The sequence below is a fragment of the Pseudomonas sp. BMS12 genome, from assembly GCF_001592875.1.
In the GTDB taxonomy this organism is placed as follows: Bacteria; Pseudomonadota; Gammaproteobacteria; order Pseudomonadales; family Pseudomonadaceae; genus Aquipseudomonas.
Map to the genome: position 1 here is coordinate 16929 of NZ_LSOF01000011.1, position 15850 is coordinate 32778.

General features: G+C 62.3%; 19 protein-coding genes and 2 tRNA genes. 4 read left to right on the top strand and 17 right to left on the bottom strand.

Going from position 1 to position 15850, the window contains the following annotated elements:
* The first annotated feature begins 86 nt into the window (after positions 1 to 86).
* On the top strand, positions 87 to 551 hold the full coding sequence (locus tag AYB31_RS10915) for a copper chaperone PCu(A)C (RefSeq protein ID WP_068828537.1): 465 nt from the start codon (positions 87 to 89) through the stop codon (positions 549 to 551).
* Here AYB31_RS10915 and AYB31_RS10920 read toward each other — a convergent pair whose 3' ends face one another.
* From AYB31_RS10920 to dapA, 6 genes are all read right to left on the bottom strand, one after another.
* The gene (locus AYB31_RS10920) at positions 552 to 1304 is read right to left on the bottom strand and encodes an RES family NAD+ phosphorylase (RefSeq protein ID WP_068828539.1); all 753 of its coding nucleotides are present in this window, start codon (positions 1302 to 1304) and stop codon (positions 552 to 554) included.
* A gap of 54 nt (positions 1305 to 1358) precedes the next feature.
* Positions 1359 to 1730, bottom strand: coding sequence for an antitoxin Xre/MbcA/ParS toxin-binding domain-containing protein (locus tag AYB31_RS10925; protein WP_068828541.1), 372 nt, complete (start codon positions 1728 to 1730; stop codon positions 1359 to 1361).
* A 177-nt stretch (positions 1731 to 1907) separates the two neighbouring features.
* Positions 1908 to 1997: transfer RNA gene (locus AYB31_RS10930), tRNA-Ser, on the bottom strand.
* Positions 1998 to 2119: 122 nt separating this feature from the next.
* Positions 2120 to 2989: a phosphoribosylaminoimidazolesuccinocarboxamide synthase gene (locus AYB31_RS10935; protein ID WP_068828543.1), complete on the bottom strand. Its 870-nt coding sequence runs from the start codon at positions 2987 to 2989 to the stop codon at positions 2120 to 2122.
* Positions 2990 to 3080: 91 nt separating this feature from the next.
* Positions 3081 to 4196, bottom strand: coding sequence for an outer membrane protein assembly factor BamC (bamC, locus tag AYB31_RS10940; protein WP_068828545.1), 1116 nt, complete (start codon positions 4194 to 4196; stop codon positions 3081 to 3083).
* A gap of 17 nt (positions 4197 to 4213) precedes the next feature.
* The gene (gene dapA, locus AYB31_RS10945) at positions 4214 to 5092 is read right to left on the bottom strand and encodes a 4-hydroxy-tetrahydrodipicolinate synthase (RefSeq protein ID WP_068828547.1); all 879 of its coding nucleotides are present in this window, start codon (positions 5090 to 5092) and stop codon (positions 4214 to 4216) included.
* A 180-nt stretch (positions 5093 to 5272) separates the two neighbouring features.
* Between dapA and AYB31_RS10950 the strand changes: the two genes are divergently transcribed.
* Together AYB31_RS10950 and AYB31_RS10955 are read left to right on the top strand one after the other, a co-directional pair.
* Positions 5273 to 5830: a glycine cleavage system protein R gene (locus tag AYB31_RS10950; RefSeq protein ID WP_068828549.1), complete on the top strand. Its 558-nt coding sequence runs from the start codon at positions 5273 to 5275 to the stop codon at positions 5828 to 5830.
* 14 nt (positions 5831 to 5844) lie between these two features.
* Positions 5845 to 6318, top strand: a complete 474-nt coding sequence (locus tag AYB31_RS10955) for a peroxiredoxin (protein ID WP_068828550.1) — start codon at positions 5845 to 5847, stop codon at positions 6316 to 6318.
* A 50-nt stretch (positions 6319 to 6368) separates the two neighbouring features.
* Here AYB31_RS10955 and AYB31_RS10960 read toward each other — a convergent pair whose 3' ends face one another.
* Positions 6369 to 6608, bottom strand: coding sequence for a sulfurtransferase TusA family protein (locus AYB31_RS10960; RefSeq protein WP_068828555.1), 240 nt, complete (start codon positions 6606 to 6608; stop codon positions 6369 to 6371).
* Positions 6609 to 6707: 99 nt separating this feature from the next.
* On the opposite strand from AYB31_RS10960, the gene AYB31_RS10965 reads away from it, so the two are divergent.
* Complete coding sequence (locus AYB31_RS10965; RefSeq protein WP_068828557.1) at positions 6708 to 8138, top strand: M48 family metalloprotease; 1431 nt, start codon at positions 6708 to 6710, stop codon at positions 8136 to 8138.
* Positions 8139 to 8193: 55 nt separating this feature from the next.
* Here the strand turns inward: AYB31_RS10965 and nadA are convergent, their stop codons facing one another.
* From nadA to tolQ, 10 genes are all read right to left on the bottom strand, one after another.
* Entirely contained in the window at positions 8194 to 9252 is a 1059-nt protein-coding gene (gene nadA / locus AYB31_RS10970) for a quinolinate synthase NadA (protein WP_068828558.1), read from the bottom strand.
* Positions 9253 to 9397: 145 nt separating this feature from the next.
* Positions 9398 to 9473, bottom strand: a tRNA-Lys gene (locus AYB31_RS10975).
* A 55-nt stretch (positions 9474 to 9528) separates the two neighbouring features.
* On the bottom strand, positions 9529 to 10203 hold the full coding sequence (gene queC, locus AYB31_RS10980; protein ID WP_068828559.1) for a 7-cyano-7-deazaguanine synthase QueC: 675 nt from the start codon (positions 10201 to 10203) through the stop codon (positions 9529 to 9531).
* A 13-nt stretch (positions 10204 to 10216) separates the two neighbouring features.
* Positions 10217 to 10864: a 7-carboxy-7-deazaguanine synthase QueE gene (queE, locus tag AYB31_RS10985; RefSeq protein WP_068828664.1), complete on the bottom strand. Its 648-nt coding sequence runs from the start codon at positions 10862 to 10864 to the stop codon at positions 10217 to 10219.
* 192 nt (positions 10865 to 11056) lie between these two features.
* Positions 11057 to 11872, bottom strand: coding sequence for a tol-pal system protein YbgF (gene ybgF, locus AYB31_RS10990; RefSeq protein ID WP_068828560.1), 816 nt, complete (start codon positions 11870 to 11872; stop codon positions 11057 to 11059).
* 6 nt (positions 11873 to 11878) lie between these two features.
* The gene (gene pal / locus AYB31_RS10995; RefSeq protein WP_068828561.1) at positions 11879 to 12376 is read right to left on the bottom strand and encodes a peptidoglycan-associated lipoprotein Pal; all 498 of its coding nucleotides are present in this window, start codon (positions 12374 to 12376) and stop codon (positions 11879 to 11881) included.
* Positions 12377 to 12433: 57 nt separating this feature from the next.
* On the bottom strand, positions 12434 to 13678 hold the full coding sequence (tolB, locus tag AYB31_RS11000; RefSeq protein ID WP_236715541.1) for a Tol-Pal system beta propeller repeat protein TolB: 1245 nt from the start codon (positions 13676 to 13678) through the stop codon (positions 12434 to 12436).
* A 53-nt stretch (positions 13679 to 13731) separates the two neighbouring features.
* Entirely contained in the window at positions 13732 to 14691 is a 960-nt protein-coding gene (tolA, locus tag AYB31_RS11005) for a cell envelope integrity protein TolA (protein WP_068828563.1), read from the bottom strand.
* Positions 14691 to 15149, bottom strand: coding sequence for a protein TolR (gene tolR, locus AYB31_RS11010; RefSeq protein WP_068828564.1), 459 nt, complete (start codon positions 15147 to 15149; stop codon positions 14691 to 14693). The genes tolA and tolR overlap by 1 nt, the downstream gene beginning before the upstream one ends.
* Positions 15150 to 15159: 10 nt before the next feature.
* On the bottom strand, positions 15160 to 15831 hold the full coding sequence (gene tolQ, locus AYB31_RS11015) for a protein TolQ (RefSeq protein ID WP_068828666.1): 672 nt from the start codon (positions 15829 to 15831) through the stop codon (positions 15160 to 15162).
* Positions 15832 to 15850 lie beyond the last annotated feature (19 nt).

Genomic DNA, 15850 nt, shown 5'->3' on the forward strand with positions numbered 1-15850 from the left:
CGCGCCCCATGACAGGATCTGCGACCAGCCCCTGCAGCGGCGCGGCACAACGCGTACAACACCGGTTACCCACAAGGAGATGCACCATGAAGCTGCCCAAGTTCCTGCTTATCGCCGGCCTGCTGGCCTCGCCACTGCTGGCCCAGGCCCATGAATACGACGCCGGCAAGATCCATATCGACCATCCCTGGTCGCGCGAGATGCCGCCCAGCGCACCCAACGCCGCCGCCTATTTTGTCCTGCACAACAAGGGCAACAGCGCCGACCGCCTGACTTCCGCCAGTACGCCGGTGGCAGAAAAGGCCGAGCTGCACCAGCACATCCACCAGGACGGCCTGATGAAGATGCAACAGGTTCAGACCGTGGATGTGCCCGCCGGCGGCGAGGTGCAGTTCGCGCCCATGGGCTACCACGTCATGCTGTTCGGCCTGAAGCAGCAACTGAAGGATGGCGAGCGCTTCCCGCTGACCCTGCACTTCGACAAGGCCGGCGATGTGCAGGTGGAAGTAGCCGTGCAGAAGGACGCCCCGGCCGCCGAGCACCAGCACTGATCAGGCGGGCTGCGGCAGGCGCCCGTCCACGAGATAGAGTTCGAGCGCGAACAGGCGTGGCGTATCCGGCGCCTGGGCGCTCTTGAAGGCCACGTAACCTGCCGTGGTTTCGCACAGCCAGGGCTGCAGGTTGCGCGGCCGCTTCTCGCTGAATGCACCCGGCGCATACAGGGCGACATTGTTGCCCTGTTGCGGGCAGCGCGCCGAGGGATATTCGAAAGCCTCCACCCCCGCCTCGCGCATGGCGCTGCCAAGCGCATGGGTGGCGGCGTAGTCGCTGCGATGAATGAGCGCCTGGCGATAACGATCGAACGGCGGCATGTGCAGGCGCACACCTCGCTCCACCTGGTAACGCGCCTCGAAGGACGAATGTTCGGAGAGAATCCGCCCGCTGGGCGGCGGCTCGGCCATCCCCTGCCAGAGCACGAAGCGATAGTAGCCGGTTTCCGCCATTGCCGTTTCCAGGCGGCAGGCCGCGTAGAACAGACTGGGCTCGTGCCTGCGCCCGAAGCGCGAACCCCAGCGCAGCGGCGGGTAGCGAAACGGCGTGTGCAACAGGTAATGCAGCGGTTCGGCACTGGCCGGCAGCGGTGGCTTGCTGCTCTCCAGCAACTGTTCGAGCAGGGCCTGCTCTTCCAGGGTGTCCACCAGTTGCAGAGTGGCGACCTGCTCCTGATTCTCCACCAGCCGCACCAGCCGACCGCGCAACGGAATGATCTGCGCCACACCGGCGCAGGCTTGCCAGATATCCATATCGCAACTCGCTTAGGTCCCGCGGACCGTCAAAGCCACATTCAAGTCCGACAGTCAGACCTTGCCGCGAATGGCGTCGAGATACTCCACCACCCGTACCAACCCCTGCACCTGAGCCATCTGCTGCAATGGCACTCCCGCCAGGTGGCGGTTCTCGGTGCGCAAGAAGTGACGCATGTCCTGCAGATTGCCGCCGAACAGGGCAAACAGCGCGCGATAGGCACGGATCAGCAACAGCGCCAGCTCACCGGTCTTGCTCTGCGGCCGCAGACCACCGCTCTCGCTCCAGCGACTGATGGCGGAGCGATTGACCCCGACGATACCGGCCAGCTCCTGCTGGGTCAGGCCCAACTGCTCGCGGGTACTGAGCAGGGCCTTGAGCAATACCGCATCGGCATCAACGCCGGGCTTGCTGAGCGCACTCATGATCGCCTCCAGATGTTTGTTTCAAACAAAAATAGCAGAAAAAAAGCACAACAAACATATAGACAACAATCTGAGCCGCACTCGGCTCGCCCTAGAACAACCCTCGAGTGGATTTCGTCACTGCAGAAACGCAAAAACCCCAGGAATCCGGAGACTCCTGGGGTTTTGCACTTTGTATGGCGGGAAGATAGGGATTTGAACCCTAGGTGCCATTGCTGACACAACGGATTTCGAATCCGTCCCGTTCGACCACTCCGGCATCTTCCCAAAGCGGTGCGCATGATACCAGTTGATCGCCTTTAGTCCAGCTATTTTTCTTGTGCGATCAGACGCTTGCGCACCGCATACGAAAAAGGGCGCCGCAGCGCCCTGATTCGTTACCCGGCAGATTATTGCGTCAGCCGGGTCAGAGCCTCGCGGTACTTGTCGGCGGTCTTTTGTGCAACGTCGGCAGGTACGGTCGGGGCAGGTGGCTGCTTGTTCCAGCCAGTGGACTCGAGCCAGTCGCGTACGAACTGCTTGTCGAAGCTCGGCGGGTTACTGCCTTCGGCATAGCTGTCGGCCGGCCAGAAGCGGCTGGAGTCGGGAGTCAGCGCCTCGTCCATCAGGGTCAGGGTGCCGTCTTCGTCCAGGCCGAACTCGAACTTGGTGTCGGCGATGATGATGCCACGCGTGGCGGCGTACTCGACCGCCGCACTGTACAGGGCGATGGCAGTGTCACGGACCTTGGCGGCCAGCTCCTTGCCGATAATGGCCTCGCACTGCTCGAAGCTGATGTTCTCGTCATGATCGCCGACGGCGGCCTTGGTCGAGGGGGTGAAGATCGGCTGCGGCAGCTTGGCCGCTTCCTGCAGACCTGCCGGCAGCTGGATGCCGCAGACGGTGCCGCTCTTCTGATACTCCTTCCAGCCGGAACCGACGATATAGCCACGCACAATGGCCTCCACGGCCACCGGCTTGAGGCGTTTGGCGACCACCGCACGACCTTCCACCAACGGCAGCTCGGCGGCCGGCACCACGTCCTCGACCTTGTCGCCGGTAAAGTGGTTGGGCACCAGGTGGCCCAGCTTGTCGAACCAGAAGTTGGAGATGGCGGTGAGAATCTTGCCTTTCTCCGGGATCGGCTCGTTGAGGATCACGTCGAAGGCCGACAGGCGATCGGTGGCAACCATCAGCATGCGCTTGGCATCGATCTCGTAGAGGTCGCGGACTTTGCCGGAGTAGATCTTCTTCAGGCTCAGGGTGCTGGGTGTAGTCATGTCGAAATTCCGCCTGGTTGAAACGAAACAGGCGAAACCCACCGGGTTTCGCCTATCGATTGGCTGCGCAGCCGGCTAACGCCGGGCCGGATTAGCCGAGGTTTTCCTGGATCAGGGTCAGCACACGGCGCGCTACGTCGGCCGGAGCCGCGGTATTGATGTCCTTCTCCACCGAAACCTGCACTTCGCCACCGGCACTGCTGGTCAGGCGTACCTGATAGCGCTCGGCACGGGCGTCGATCTCTTCCTTGCTCGGCTCGCTGCTGAACAGGCCGCTGATGAAGCCTTTCTCTTCTTCCGGCTTCTTCGCGCCCTCGGCCAGGTTGACGTAATACACCCCGAGGCTGCGGTTGATGTCGTCGATACGCACATCACCCAGCTCGAGTGCACGGCCAACGCTGGACCAGGCACGATCAAAGTCGGTGCTCAGGTTGAGTACCGGGTTACCGGCACCATCAGCGGTCAGGTTGACGCGGCTCGGGGCGTCGTAACTACGTGCGGCCAATAGCGATACCGAACCATGTTCGGTGGTGCTGCTGAGGTCCGCGAGCATGCCATCGAGCAGAGAAGCTTCCAGGCTGGCAATGCCGGTACGGGCGGGGAAGCCCACATCGGCGCTGCTGCCCTCCTCACGCTCGACGCTGGCCACGAAGACTTCGCTGGTGCCACGCACAACGCCCGGCTCGATACGCACACGCACACGAACCTGGTTGTCCTCGTCGGACAGCAGACTGCCTACACGTCGCCCCATGGAAGGGGCCAGCTCGGCCGGAGTCTGCCATTCGGTACTGAACTCGCCGGTTTGCGGGCGCTCTTCGGCAATACGGAAGCCATTGTTCTCGAAATAGGAACGCGCCACCGGCCAGACCGCCGCCGGATCACGCTGCGCCACCAGCCAACGCGAATCACCGCTCTTCTGCAGGCTGAACTGGCTGGCCTCGCCGGTCACACCAATGGGCTGCGGGCGCGGCACTTCGAACTCCTGCGGAGTCAGAGTGCTGGTGGCAACATGGGTCGGCACCGGCAGCAGGGGATCGAGTCGCTTGGCGTCCACGTCCGCGGGAACCTGCATCGGCGCCGTCTGGCGCGCATCGAGGTAATCGGTGGAACGATCACGGAAGTAGCCTTCGTCGCCCCAGAGCCAGCCGCAGCCGCTGGTGCTGGAGATGATCAGGGCAAGGGTGGAAAGTCCAGCCAGTCGCTTCATGCGTAATACTTCCTCGATTAAGCCAGGACGCCGGTCTGGCGCATGGCCTGACGCAGCGGTTCGTGACAGCGCGGGCTGAGCCAGGTCAGCGGCAGACGAATGCCGTCGCCCATCAAGCCCATCTCATGCAGGGCCCACTTCACCGGAATCGGGTTGGATTCGATGAACAGGTTCTTGTGCAGCGGCATCAGGCGCTCGTTGATGGCGCGAGCGGTAGCGGCATCGCCGGCCATGGCGGCGGCACACAGCTCGGCCATCGCGCGCGGGGCGACGTTGGCCGTTACCGAAATGTTGCCCTTGCCGCCCAGCAGCATCAGCTCGACAGCGGTGGCATCGTCGCCGGAGTAGACCAGGAAGTCGGCGCTGACCCGATCCAGGATGTCCTGGGCGCGCTGCAGGTCGCCGGTGGCTTCCTTGATACCGATGATGTTGCTGATCTTGGCCAGGCGCTCGACGGTCTCCGGCAGCATGTCGCAGACGGTGCGGCCCGGCACGTTGTAGAGAATCTGCGGAATCGCCACAGCCTCGGCGATATGGCGGAAGTGCTGATACAGGCCTTCCTGGGTCGGCTTGTTGTAGTAAGGCGTGACCAGCAGGCAGGCGTCGGCACCAACACTCTTGGCGTTCTGGGTCAGCTCGACCGCTTCGCGGGTGCTATTGGCGCCGGTACCTGCGATGACCGGAATACGCCCGGCAACCTGGTCGACTACGCGACGGATGACTTCGACATGCTCATGCACATCCAGCGTGGCGGACTCGCCAGTGGTGCCCACGGCGACGATGGCGTTGGTGCCTTCCTGCAGGTGGAAATCCACCAGTTTGTGCAGGCCATCCCAGTCCAAACCACCCTGTGAGTCCATGGGCGTGACCAGTGCCACCATGCTGCCCGAAATCATGCAACCGCTCCTGCCGGAAAAAGAGAGCGGTAATGGTACTGGTGCCACCTGTGTTGTACAAGCGAACCCACGGGCCCCAGGGCATAGCCCGGCATTCCCCTGAGCGGCGCTTTTCGCTACCCTTCTTGCTTTGCTCGGCACCGCTCAGGTACCGATCACCCCTCCTCTCAGGAAAGCTGCATGTCCACCCCCCCGGTTCGCGAACAATTCCTCGTCATCAGCGCCCTCGGCGCCAACCCCATGGAGCTGACCAGCGTGCTTTGTCGCGCCACCCAGGAGAACCGCTGCGGCGTGGTCAGCAGTCGCCTTACCCGTCACGGCGAGTACAGCGCGCTGACCCTGCAGGTCAGCGGCAGCTGGGACGCGCTGGCCCGCCTGGAAGGCGCACTGCCAGCCTTGGCCAAGCGCCACACGTTCAGCGTCAACATGACCCGCAGCGCCGCCCTCGATGTGCGCCCCGACTCGCTGCCCTATGTGGCCTACGTCAGTTGCGCCTACCGGCCGGACATCCTCAACGAGCTGTGCCAGTTCTTCAGTGACCATCGCGTAGAGCTGGAGAACATCACCTGTGACACCTACCAGGCCCCGCAGACGGGCGGCACGCTGCTCAATGCCACCATTACCGTGACCCTGCCGGCCGGCACTCAGATCAGCTGGCTGCGTGACCAGTTCCTCGACTTCGCCGACGCACTCAACCTGGACGCACTGATCGAACCCTGGCGCCCACAGAACCCGTAAACAAGGAGCAGACGATGGCCGTAGCCCTCGACCAAGCGGTTGCCGACTTCAGCGCCGCCGCCACCAGCGGCCAGCAGATTAACCTGAGCGCCCTCAAGGGCCAGCAAGTGGTGATCTACTTCTACCCCAAGGACAGCACACCGGGCTGCACCACCGAAGGCCAGGGCTTTCGCGACCAGCACGCGGCCTTCCAGGCGGCCAATACGGTGATCTTCGGCGTGTCGCGTGACGGCCTGAAGTCCCACGAGAACTTCAAGTGCAAGCAGGCCTTTCCCTTCGAGCTGATCAGCGACAAGGACGAGGCCCTGTGCCAGCTGTTCGACGTGATCAAACTGAAGAAGCTGTATGGCAAGGAATACTTAGGGATAGACCGCAGCACCTTCCTGATCGACGCCGAAGGCGTACTGCGCCGCGAATGGCGCGGCGTGAAAGTGCCAGGCCATGTGGACGAGGTACTCGCTGCGGCACAAGCCCTGCACCAGGGCTGAGCCCACTGACGACAAGGGCCGCGCTTGCGGCCCTTTCTGTTAAAGATGAATCACGCCTTCCTCAGCCAGTAGCGAAACACTCCTCCCTCTTCCTCTTCGCGCAACAGCGCATGCCCCGCCAATCGACTGAAAGCCCGAAAATCGCGCTGCGAACCGGCATCGGTAGCCGTCACCTTGAGCACCGCGCCACTGGTCAGGCGATTGAGCTCGAGCTTGGCCTTGAGCAACGGCATCGGGCAATTGAGGCCGCTGGCATCCAGCTCGGCATCACACTCTGGAATATCGGTCATCGCATCCTCCTCGAAGGTCGGCAAGGATACCGCACAAGCCTGGCCAGCGGCCCACCCGGCCAGCTAGAGTAACGGCTTTGCCCAAGCCAGAGCCTCTGCATGAATCTTCTGCGCCCGACCCTGCTTGCCCTTGCCTGCCTGACCCTGCCAGCCGGCGCCAACGACCTGCCCTCACTGGGCGACGCCAGCTCCTCGATCGTTTCGCCCGAGCAGGAACACCGCCTCGGTCGCGCCTGGCTGAGCATCCTGCGCGGGCAGATCGATCAGCTGTCCGATCCGCAGCTCAAGGACTTCGTGGAAACCAGTGTCTACCGCCTGGCTGAAACCAGCGAGCTGCAGGACAAGCGGCTGGAGTTCGTCCTGCTCAACAGCCCGCAGATCAACGCCTTCGCCGCACCCGGTGGAATTGTCGGGGTCAACGGCGGCCTGCTGCTCAACGCCAAGACCGAAGCCGAGTACGCCTCGGTGATGGCCCACGAACTGGCGCACCTTTCACAACGCCACTTCGCCCGCGGCGTCGAAGCCCAGCAGCGCATGCAGGTGCCGGTGATGGCCGCCATGCTGGCCGGTATCGTGGCTGCCGCCGCCGGCGCTGGCGACGCCGGTATCGCCACCATGATGGGCGCCCAGGCCGCTGCCATTCAGGAGCAACGCCGTTTCTCCAGACAGAACGAACAGGAGGCCGACCGCATCGGCCTGCTCAACCTGAAAAAAGCCGGCTACGATCCGCGCGCCATGCCGAAGATGTTCGAGTTGCTGATGCGCCAGTACCGCTACGACTCGCGACCGCCGGAATTCCTCCTCACTCACCCGGTCACCGAGTCGCGTATCGCCGACACGCGCAACCGCGCCGAGCAATTCCCCGCCGGCGGTATCGAGAACAGCCTGCAATACCAGCTGATGCGCGCCCGGGTGCAACTGATCTTCGAGGAGACTCCCGGCATTGCCGCCAAGCGTTTCCGCGCCATGCTCGACACCGACCCGACATTGGAAGCCGCTCACTACGGCCTGGCCATCGCCCAGATCAAGGGCGGACAAGCCGAAGCCGCACGCAAGGAGCTGGACGGCCTGCTGGCCAAGGCCCCGGACGAACTGGCCTACAACCTGGCCATGGTCGATGTGGACACAGCCACCAGGCGCCTGGGCGAGGCCCGCCAACGCATCGAACGCATGCGCGGCCTGTATCCGGAAAGCTACCCGCTGGAGCAGGCTCGCATCGACCTGATGCTCAAGCAGGGGCAGAACAAGCAAGCCGAAGCGGCGCTCGATCAACTCCTCAAACAACGCGACAACGACCCGGACGTCTGGTACCAGGTCGCCGAAGTACGCGGCCTGACCGGCAACATCATCGGCCTGCATCGAGCCCGCGCCGAGTTCTTCGCCCTGGTCGGCGATTACGATCAGGCTCTGGAACAGCTCGACCTGGCCAAGCGTCGCGCCAGCAGCAACTTCCCCATGGCCGCACGCATCGACGCACGCCAGCAGGAAATCCAGGACGAGAAAAGGGCCATCGACAAGATGCTGCGCTAAAGGCCGCAGACAAAAAAAGCCCGGCTATACGCCGGGCTTTTTATTGCGACCGCTATCAGGCATTGCCGCTCAGTTTCATCCGCGCCGCCTGGGTGAAGTCCAGCATGCGCTTGAGCGGGCGCACTGCGCGCGGAATCAATGCCGGCTCGACGAGAATCTCGTTGCTGCCTTCGCGCAGGCACTGCAGGGTACGCTGCAGGGTATTCATGGCCATCCACGGACAATGCGCACAGCTGCGACAGGCCGCGCCGTTGCCGGCGGTCGGCGCCTCGACGAACTCCTTGTCCGGACACAGCTGCTGCATCTTGTAGAAGATGCCGCGATCGGTCGCGACAATGAAGGTCTTGTTCGGCAGGGTCTGCGCCGCCTTGATCAGCTGACTGGTGGAACCCACCGCATCGGCCAGCTCGATCACCGCTTCCGGCGACTCCGGATGCACCAGCACGGCCGCGTCCGGATACAGCGCCTTCATGTCTTCCAGCTGCTTGGCCTTGAACTCTTCGTGAACGATGCAGGCACCGTCCCACAGCAGCATGTCGGCGCCGGTTTCACGCTGGATATAACGCCCCAGGTGCTGATCCGGCGCCCAGAGAATCTTCTCGCCGTTGTCCATCAGGCTCTCGACGATCTCCAGTGCGCAGCTGGACGTCACCACCCAGTCGGCACGTGCCTTTACCGCCGCCGAGGTGTTGGCGTAGACCACCACCGTGCGGTCCGGGTGCTGATCACAGAACGCCGAGAACTCGTCCACCGGACAGCCCAGGTCCAGCGAGCAGGTGGCATCCAGGGTCGGCATCAGCACGCGCTTTTCCGGATTGAGGATCTTCGCCGTCTCGCCCATGAACTTGACTCCGGCCACCACCACGGTTTGCGCCGCGTGCTGGTTGCCGAAGCGAGCCATTTCCAGAGAGTCGGACACACAACCACCGGTTTCCTCGGCCAAGGCCTGGATCACCGGATCGCAATAGTAGTGGGCCACCAGCACGGCATTCTGCTTCTTCAGCTCCGCAGCGATCTCGTTGCGGTAGAAGGCTTCCTGCTCTGGCGTCAGTGCCACCGGTTGCTTGGCGTCGAGATGAGCCTGAACCAGAAGGCGTTCGGAAATATGCGTCATATCATCAGACCTGCGGGCGCTCTTTGGCGAGCGGCGAGTATATCACCCAGCCCTCCGCCCCCAGCAGCGCTGGCCGGGCACAACATCGGCAGAAGGCTTTTCCGAGGGCAAAAAAAAGCCAGTCTTGCGACTGGCTTTTGCGATTTGGTGGGTCGTGTAGGATTCGAACCTACGACCAATTGGTTAAAAGCCAACTGCTCTACCAACTGAGCTAACGACCCAACGCGGGGCGTATAATACTGATTTAATTCAGGAAATCAACACCCCACAAGAAAATTAGCGATATCGGGTCGGGTCCGCCACGCCAGCTGCGGCAAAACCGGCCGCACGCAGGCGACAGCTGTCGCACTTGCCACAGGCACGCCCTTGATCGTCGGCCTGGTAGCAGGACACAGTCAGACTGTAATCCACGCCATGACGCAGCCCAACCTCGACGATCTGCGCCTTGCTCAGGTTCTGCAGCGGCGCCTGGATACGGAAGCCATCGCCCTCGACACCCGCGCGAGTCGCCAGGTTGGCCATCCGCTCGAAAGCCTCGATGAAAGCCGGCCGGCAATCCGGATAACCCGAATAGTCCACCGCATTGACCCCGATGAAGATATCTCGTGCACCCAGCACCTCGGCCCAGCCCAGCGCCAGGGAGAGGAAGACAGTATTGCGTGCCGGCACGTAGGTCACCGGAATGCCTTCGGTCGGCGCCTCGGGTACATCGATGGATGTGTCAGTCAGGGCCGAGCCACCAATGCCGTTGAGGTCGAGGCCGATCACCTTGTGCTCGACCACACCCAACTGGGCCGCTACCCGCTCGGCCGCCTGCAGTTCGGCACGATGACGCTGACCATAATCGAAGCCCATGCTGTAGCAGGCGAAACCTGCTGCTTTGGCCTGCGCCAGGATGGTCGCGGAATCCAGGCCACCCGAGAGCAGCACCACGGCTTTCTTGTCGCTCATATCACTACCCTCCTCAGTGTCCGGGCTCGTCATTCCACAGAATCTTGTGCAACTGCATCTGGAAACGCACCGGCAAATTGTCTGCGACTATCCACTCGGCCAACTCACGCGCACTCACCTGTTGGTGACTGGGCGAGAACAGCACCTCGCCGGCCCGCTCGTCGAGGCGATACTCGATCAGTTTGGACACAGCCCAGTCGTAGTCCTCTCGTGAACAGATCACGAACTTGACCTGGTCGTTGCGAGTCAGCTCATGCATGTTGCTGTACAGGTTGCGCGAGACTTCCGCGGAGCCCGGTGTCTTCAGATCGACCACACGACTGACGCGCCGGTCAGTCGGTGCGATATCCATGGCACCACTGGTCTCCAGTGACACCTGGTAACCGGCGTCGCAGAGGCGCTCAAGCAGGGGAATGCAGTTCGGCTGGGCCAGCGGCTCGCCGCCGGTGACGCAGACATACCGCGGCTTGTAGCTGGCAATCTGCGCGCAGATAGCGTCCAGAGTCATGAGCTCGCCGCCATTGAAGGCATAGGCGGTGTCGCAGTACTGGCAGCGCAACGGGCAGCCGGTCAGGCGAACGAATACCGTGGGCAGACCACTGGTACGCGTCTCGCCCTGCAACGAGTAGAAAATCTCGGTAATGCGCAGGGTTTCTTGCATATGAGCACCGGGCGTGACGGCGAAACAGGCCATCCGCCTCCGTTGCGGGTGATTCGGGGCGGCGATTCTAAACGAAAACACCCCAGCAGACATGGTTAACGGAGTGCATGCGACGACCAGCGGACAGCGCCACAAAGAGCCAGGCACAAAAAAGCCCGCGGCTGGCGCGGGCTTGCGGATCCGTCAGCGTATTTAGGGCAGGCGCTGCAGGTCGCGCTGCGCCAGCTGTGCCGCCGAGGTACCGGGGTACTGAGCGATCAGCTGCTGCAGGATGCCCTTGGCATTGGCCGTGTTACCCATGCGCTGCTCGACATCGGCCAGCTTGAACAGTGAGTCCGGGACCTTGGCATGGGTGGGATAATTGGCGCTGACCAGTGCAAAGGCACGGCCGGCAGCTTGCAGATCGCCCTTGGCCAAGTTGACCTCGCCCAGCCAGTACTGTGCATTGCCAGCGTACTGACTCTTGGGGAACTTGCGCAGGAAACCGTCGAAGGCCTGGCTGGCCTTGTCGAAGTCCTTGGCCTTGATCAGATCGAAGGCAGCGTCGTAGTACAGCTTTTCCTTCGCCGGATCGGCGGGTTCATTGCTCGCCGGAGCCTGCTGGCTCGGCGCGGCGGGAGTGCCGGCGGCGTTGATCGCGCCACCGGCAGGAGAATTCTGGGCAGGTGCCTGAGCACCGGCTGCACCGCCTTGCAGGCGGCCATCGAGATCCTGATAACGCGCCAGGCTTTCCTGCTTGAGGCGTTGAATCTCGTTCTGCTGTTCTTCAACCATGCCGCGCAGCTGGGCAATCTCGGATTGCATCTGCTGCAGCTGCATGAACAGCTCACCCTGCGCCGAGGTCGGAGTCGCAACCCCTCCCCCGGCGTAGGCGCCACTCGTACCATAACCGGCTGGTGGGTAGCTGCTGCCGTAACCGGCACTGCCGTCCACCACAGGAACCTCGGCCAGCGCCGCAAGCGGCAGGGCCAGTACCAGAGAGGTCAGAATACGAGGGCACTTATGCATGGCGAATTACTTGCGCAGTTCGACGCGGCGGTTCTGAGCCCAGGAGGACTCGTCGCTGCCGGTAGCAACCGGACGCTCTTCACCGTAGGACACCAGCTCCAGCTGAGCCGGGGAAACGCCCTGCAGTACCAGGTAGCGCTGAACGGCCTTGGCACGACGCTCGCCCAGAGCCATGTTGTACTCGCGGGTGCCGCGCTCGTCGGTGTGGCCTTCCAGAACGACGCGAGCGCCGTTGCCTTTCAGGTCCTTGGCGTGTACGTCCAGAGCGCGCATGGCTTCCGGCTTCAGGTCGGAGCTGTCGTACTCGAAGTAGAAGGTGGTGATGGCGCGCAGAGCAGCTTCTTCGCTCATTGCACCGTCAACGCCGTTGGCGTTGGCGTCGTAGCCAGCGTTCGGGTCTACCGCGCCTTCGCCGGAGGTGTCGCCGCCTTTGGAGGAGCAACCTACAGCTACGGCCAGAGCCAGACTCAGAGCAGCAAATTTGCCGAATTTAAGCATATCCATAATGGACTCCTAATGATCCCAGGTGTGTTTAGAAAGGTGTTGGTTCTGATTACCGCATCAGTTCAGGTATGGGGACCACGAAGGCTCTCGGACATCGCCTTGAGCGGTAGGAATTGGGAGCCTAACGCGCCCATTGGTGGACACGAGCATCAAGACTCCCCGGCCCTGCTGGCGGGTGGCGTAGATTAGCATGACGCCATTTGGCGCAACAGTGGGCGAATCATCCAGACTGGTCTCCGAAAGGATGCGCAAACGGCTGGTAACCAGGTCCTGAGCAGCCACTTTGAAGTTAGTGAAACCGTCCTGACGGTGAATCATCACCAGGGTCTTCTCGTCCGCCGATAGCTTCGGGTTGGCATTGTAGTTCCCCTTAAATGTCACCCGTTCGGCATTGCCGCCATAAATGCTCTGCTTATAGATCTGCGGTTTGCCGGCACGGTCGCTGGTGAAATACAGAGTCTTGCCATCCTTGCCCCAGAAAGGCTCGGTATCGATGGCGTAGTGATTGGTCACTCGCTGCAGTTGGCGACTGGCCAGATCCATCACATAGATCTCCGGGTTGCCGTCCTTGGACAACACGAATGCCAGACGGTTGCCATCCGGCGAAAACGCCGGGGCGCCATTGAGGCCCTCGAAGTTGGTGATCTGCTCGCGGCGGCCGGTGTCGATGTGCTGAATGAAGATGCGCGGACGGCGCTGCTCAAACGACACATAGGCGATACGCCGACCATCCGGTGCGTAACGCGGCGACAGGATCGGCTCACGCGACTGCAGCAGGGTTACGCCGCGCGCGCCGTCGTAGTCGGAGCGCTGCAGAGTGAAGCGAGTGTTGTTAACGCCGAAACGCTCGGCAGTGACGTAGAGCATCTTGGTGGAGAACGCGCCCTTGACCCCGGTGAGTTTCTCGAATGCCTGGTCCGCCGCGTAGTGCGCCATATCGCGCAGCTGGTCGGTGGTACCGCCGACGGTACCGGCCATCACCTGCTGCTGGGTCGCCACGTTGAACAGCGCGTACTGCGCCTGCAGACGCGCGCCATTGGCGGCAATGCTGCCGACCATCACGTACTGGGCACCGAGGGCCTGCCAATCGCGATAAATGATCTCAGCCGCCGAGGTCGGCAGACTGATCATGTTCTGCCGCGGGATAGGCTCGTACATGCCGGTATTGCGCAGGTCGTTACCAATAACGGTGGCCAGGTCTTCCGGCAGCACAGTACCGCCTTGCCAGCCGAACGGCACAACGGCGATCGGGATGGCGCGGTCAGCGCCACTGGTCACCAGGATATTCTTTTCCTCAGCCATGGCCAGACTGGCAGCACAGCAGAGCAGGAGCAGCAGGCCTCGAAACTTAGTGATCACAGATCCAGATCCTCTGGGGTAAAGGTCATCTTGAACGAACGGTAGGCATTGAAATCGCTTGGGCTCATGCCGCTCATCTCGGGTATGCGGCCAACGTTACGCACCGCCGTCACCGCCGAACTGTCGAAAGCGGCATCGCCGCTGGAGCGCGCTACCGTCGCATTGGTAATGGTGCCATCGGGCAACATGTTGATCTGCACCATGACACTCATGCCGTTACGCGCCGACGGTGGACGACTCCAGTTCTGCGAGACCAGTTGGCGAATCAGATCATCATAGTTGCCGGAAACCTGATCGCCGATCTCATCGGCCACGGCCTGCTGACGCTCGGTGGTATCCGAGAGCAGCTCGGCCAGCGCCTGCGCCTTCTTCTCTTCCGCAGCCTTGCGCGCAGCCTCTGCGGCTTTACGTTTCTTGTCCGCCTCGGCCTTTTTCTTGGCCTCCTCGGCTTTTTTCTTCTGCGCCTCGTAGGCCTTCTTCTTGGCCTCCTCCGCCGCCTTCTTCTTCTCGTCCTCGGCCTTCTTCTTGGCGATTTCGGCCTGCTTCTTCTGCTCGACCTTCTTCGCCTCTTCGGCTTTCTTGGCCTCTTCGGCTTTCTTGGCCTCAGCCTGTTTTTTCGCTGCCTCGGCCTGTTTGGCCGCTTCAGCTTTCTTTTGTTCCGCAGCCTGTTGTTTCTGCTGCTCTTCCTTCTTGGCCTCCAGCTGCTCGGCCTCGTACTGGCGAGCCGCCGTCTTCTTGGCTTCGCCGGCGATCTTCTGGTTGGTCTGGGTGGTCGCCTGGCTTTGCGACTTGAGCTGATAGAGCGTTGCCTGGACGATAGGTTTGGCCGGCGGCAGTTCTGGCGCGAAATGGAAGCTGACGAACAGCATGGCGAACATCAGGGCGTGCAGAGCCACGGCCCAGATGGTTGGCCAGAAATAGCTTTCCGAGGAGGAGCGTGTGCTCTGCTGCTGCATCAGGGCGCCTCGGTGATCAGCCCGACGTTACCCACGCCGGCCTGCTGCAAACCGCCCATCACGGCCATGACCGAACCGTAGTCGACGGACTTGTCGCCCCGCACGAAGACCTGCACCTTCTTACCCTGGCTGGCGTTCTGATTGAGGATGGCCCCCACCGTCTGCACCAGTGCGGGCAGCTCGGTCGCCGTTTCACTGGCCTTACTCTGATCCGGGTCGACTTCCTCGCCCATGTTCCAGTAGTAGGTCTTGTCGGCCTTGATCGAAATGGTCAGCACGCGGGCGTTGTTGTCCTGCGGCAGCACCTCGCTGGAAACCTTGGGCAGGTCGACCTTGACGCCCTGGTTGAGCATCGGCGCGGTCACCATGAAGATCACCAGCAGCACCAGCATCACGTCGATATAAGGTACGACGTTCATCTCGGCGACTGGCTTGCGTCTGTTGCGAATTCTGGCCATGGGCTGAGCCTCAGTCTTCCGAGGTATGCACTTTGCGGTGCAGGATCGCCTGGAACTCGTCGGCAAAGGTGTAGTAGCGGCCGATCAGGCGCTCGCCCTGCGCGGAAAAGCGGTTGTAGGCGATGACCGCCGGGATCGCCGCGAACAGGCCGATAGCCGTGGCGATCAACGCCTCGGCAATACCCGGCGCCACGGTGGCCAGAGTTGCCTGCTGCACCTGCGCCAGACCGCGGAAGGAGTTCATGATGCCCCACACCGTACCAAACAGACCGATGTAGGGGCTGGTGGAGCCGACGGTAGCGAGGAACGGCAGGCTGGTTTCCAGCTTCTCTTCCTCACGCGAGATGGCCACACGCATGGCACGCGCCACGCCATCCATGACCGCATCCGGGTCGACCCCGGACTGCTGACGCAGACGGGAGAATTCCTTGAAGCCGGCACGGAAGATCTGCTCCACGCCGCAGTCCGGGTCCGGGTTGCTACCCGCCTGACGGTACAGTTTGGACAGATCGATGCCCGACCAGAAGCGCTCTTCGAACACTTCCAGCGACTTTTTCGCCGCACGCAGCATGGTGCTGCGCTGGAAGATCATGATCCACGAAGTGACCGAGGCGGCCACCAGAACCAGCATGACCAGCTGCACCACGAAACTGGCGTTGCTGATCAGGCTCCACATCGACATATGGTCAACGGCGTTGGCT

Excerpts from the sequence above, each read along its gene's own strand:
- tolR (WP_068828564.1), bottom strand. The coding sequence starts at position 15,149 with ATGGCCAGAATTCGCAACAGACGCAAGCCAGTCGCCGAGATGAACGTC.
- AYB31_RS10925 (WP_068828541.1), bottom strand. The coding sequence starts at position 1,730 with ATGAGTGCGCTCAGCAAGCCCGGCGTTGATGCCGATGCGGTATTGCTC.
- tolB (WP_236715541.1), bottom strand. The coding sequence starts at position 13,678 with ATGGCTGAGGAAAAGAATATCCTGGTGACCAGTGGCGCTGACCGCGCC.
- pal (WP_068828561.1), bottom strand. The coding sequence starts at position 12,376 with ATGGATATGCTTAAATTCGGCAAATTTGCTGCTCTGAGTCTGGCTCTG.
- AYB31_RS10960 (WP_068828555.1), bottom strand. The coding sequence starts at position 6,608 with ATGACCGATATTCCAGAGTGTGATGCCGAGCTGGATGCCAGCGGCCTC.
- queC (WP_068828559.1), bottom strand. The coding sequence starts at position 10,203 with ATGAGCGACAAGAAAGCCGTGGTGCTGCTCTCGGGTGGCCTGGATTCC.
- tolQ (WP_068828666.1), bottom strand. The coding sequence starts at position 15,831 with ATGTCGATGTGGAGCCTGATCAGCAACGCCAGTTTCGTGGTGCAGCTG.
- nadA (WP_068828558.1), bottom strand. The coding sequence starts at position 9,252 with ATGACGCATATTTCCGAACGCCTTCTGGTTCAGGCTCATCTCGACGCC.
- AYB31_RS10935 (WP_068828543.1), bottom strand. The coding sequence starts at position 2,989 with ATGACTACACCCAGCACCCTGAGCCTGAAGAAGATCTACTCCGGCAAA.
- AYB31_RS10950 (WP_068828549.1), top strand. The coding sequence starts at position 5,273 with ATGTCCACCCCCCCGGTTCGCGAACAATTCCTCGTCATCAGCGCCCTC.
- AYB31_RS10915 (WP_068828537.1), top strand. The coding sequence starts at position 87 with ATGAAGCTGCCCAAGTTCCTGCTTATCGCCGGCCTGCTGGCCTCGCCA.
- ybgF (WP_068828560.1), bottom strand. The coding sequence starts at position 11,872 with ATGCATAAGTGCCCTCGTATTCTGACCTCTCTGGTACTGGCCCTGCCG.
- AYB31_RS10920 (WP_068828539.1), bottom strand. The coding sequence starts at position 1,304 with ATGGATATCTGGCAAGCCTGCGCCGGTGTGGCGCAGATCATTCCGTTG.
- bamC (WP_068828545.1), bottom strand. The coding sequence starts at position 4,196 with ATGAAGCGACTGGCTGGACTTTCCACCCTTGCCCTGATCATCTCCAGC.
- tolA (WP_068828563.1), bottom strand. The coding sequence starts at position 14,691 with ATGCAGCAGCAGAGCACACGCTCCTCCTCGGAAAGCTATTTCTGGCCA.
- AYB31_RS10955 (WP_068828550.1), top strand. The coding sequence starts at position 5,845 with ATGGCCGTAGCCCTCGACCAAGCGGTTGCCGACTTCAGCGCCGCCGCC.
- AYB31_RS10965 (WP_068828557.1), top strand. The coding sequence starts at position 6,708 with ATGAATCTTCTGCGCCCGACCCTGCTTGCCCTTGCCTGCCTGACCCTG.
- dapA (WP_068828547.1), bottom strand. The coding sequence starts at position 5,092 with ATGATTTCGGGCAGCATGGTGGCACTGGTCACGCCCATGGACTCACAG.
- queE (WP_068828664.1), bottom strand. The coding sequence starts at position 10,864 with ATGCAAGAAACCCTGCGCATTACCGAGATTTTCTACTCGTTGCAGGGC.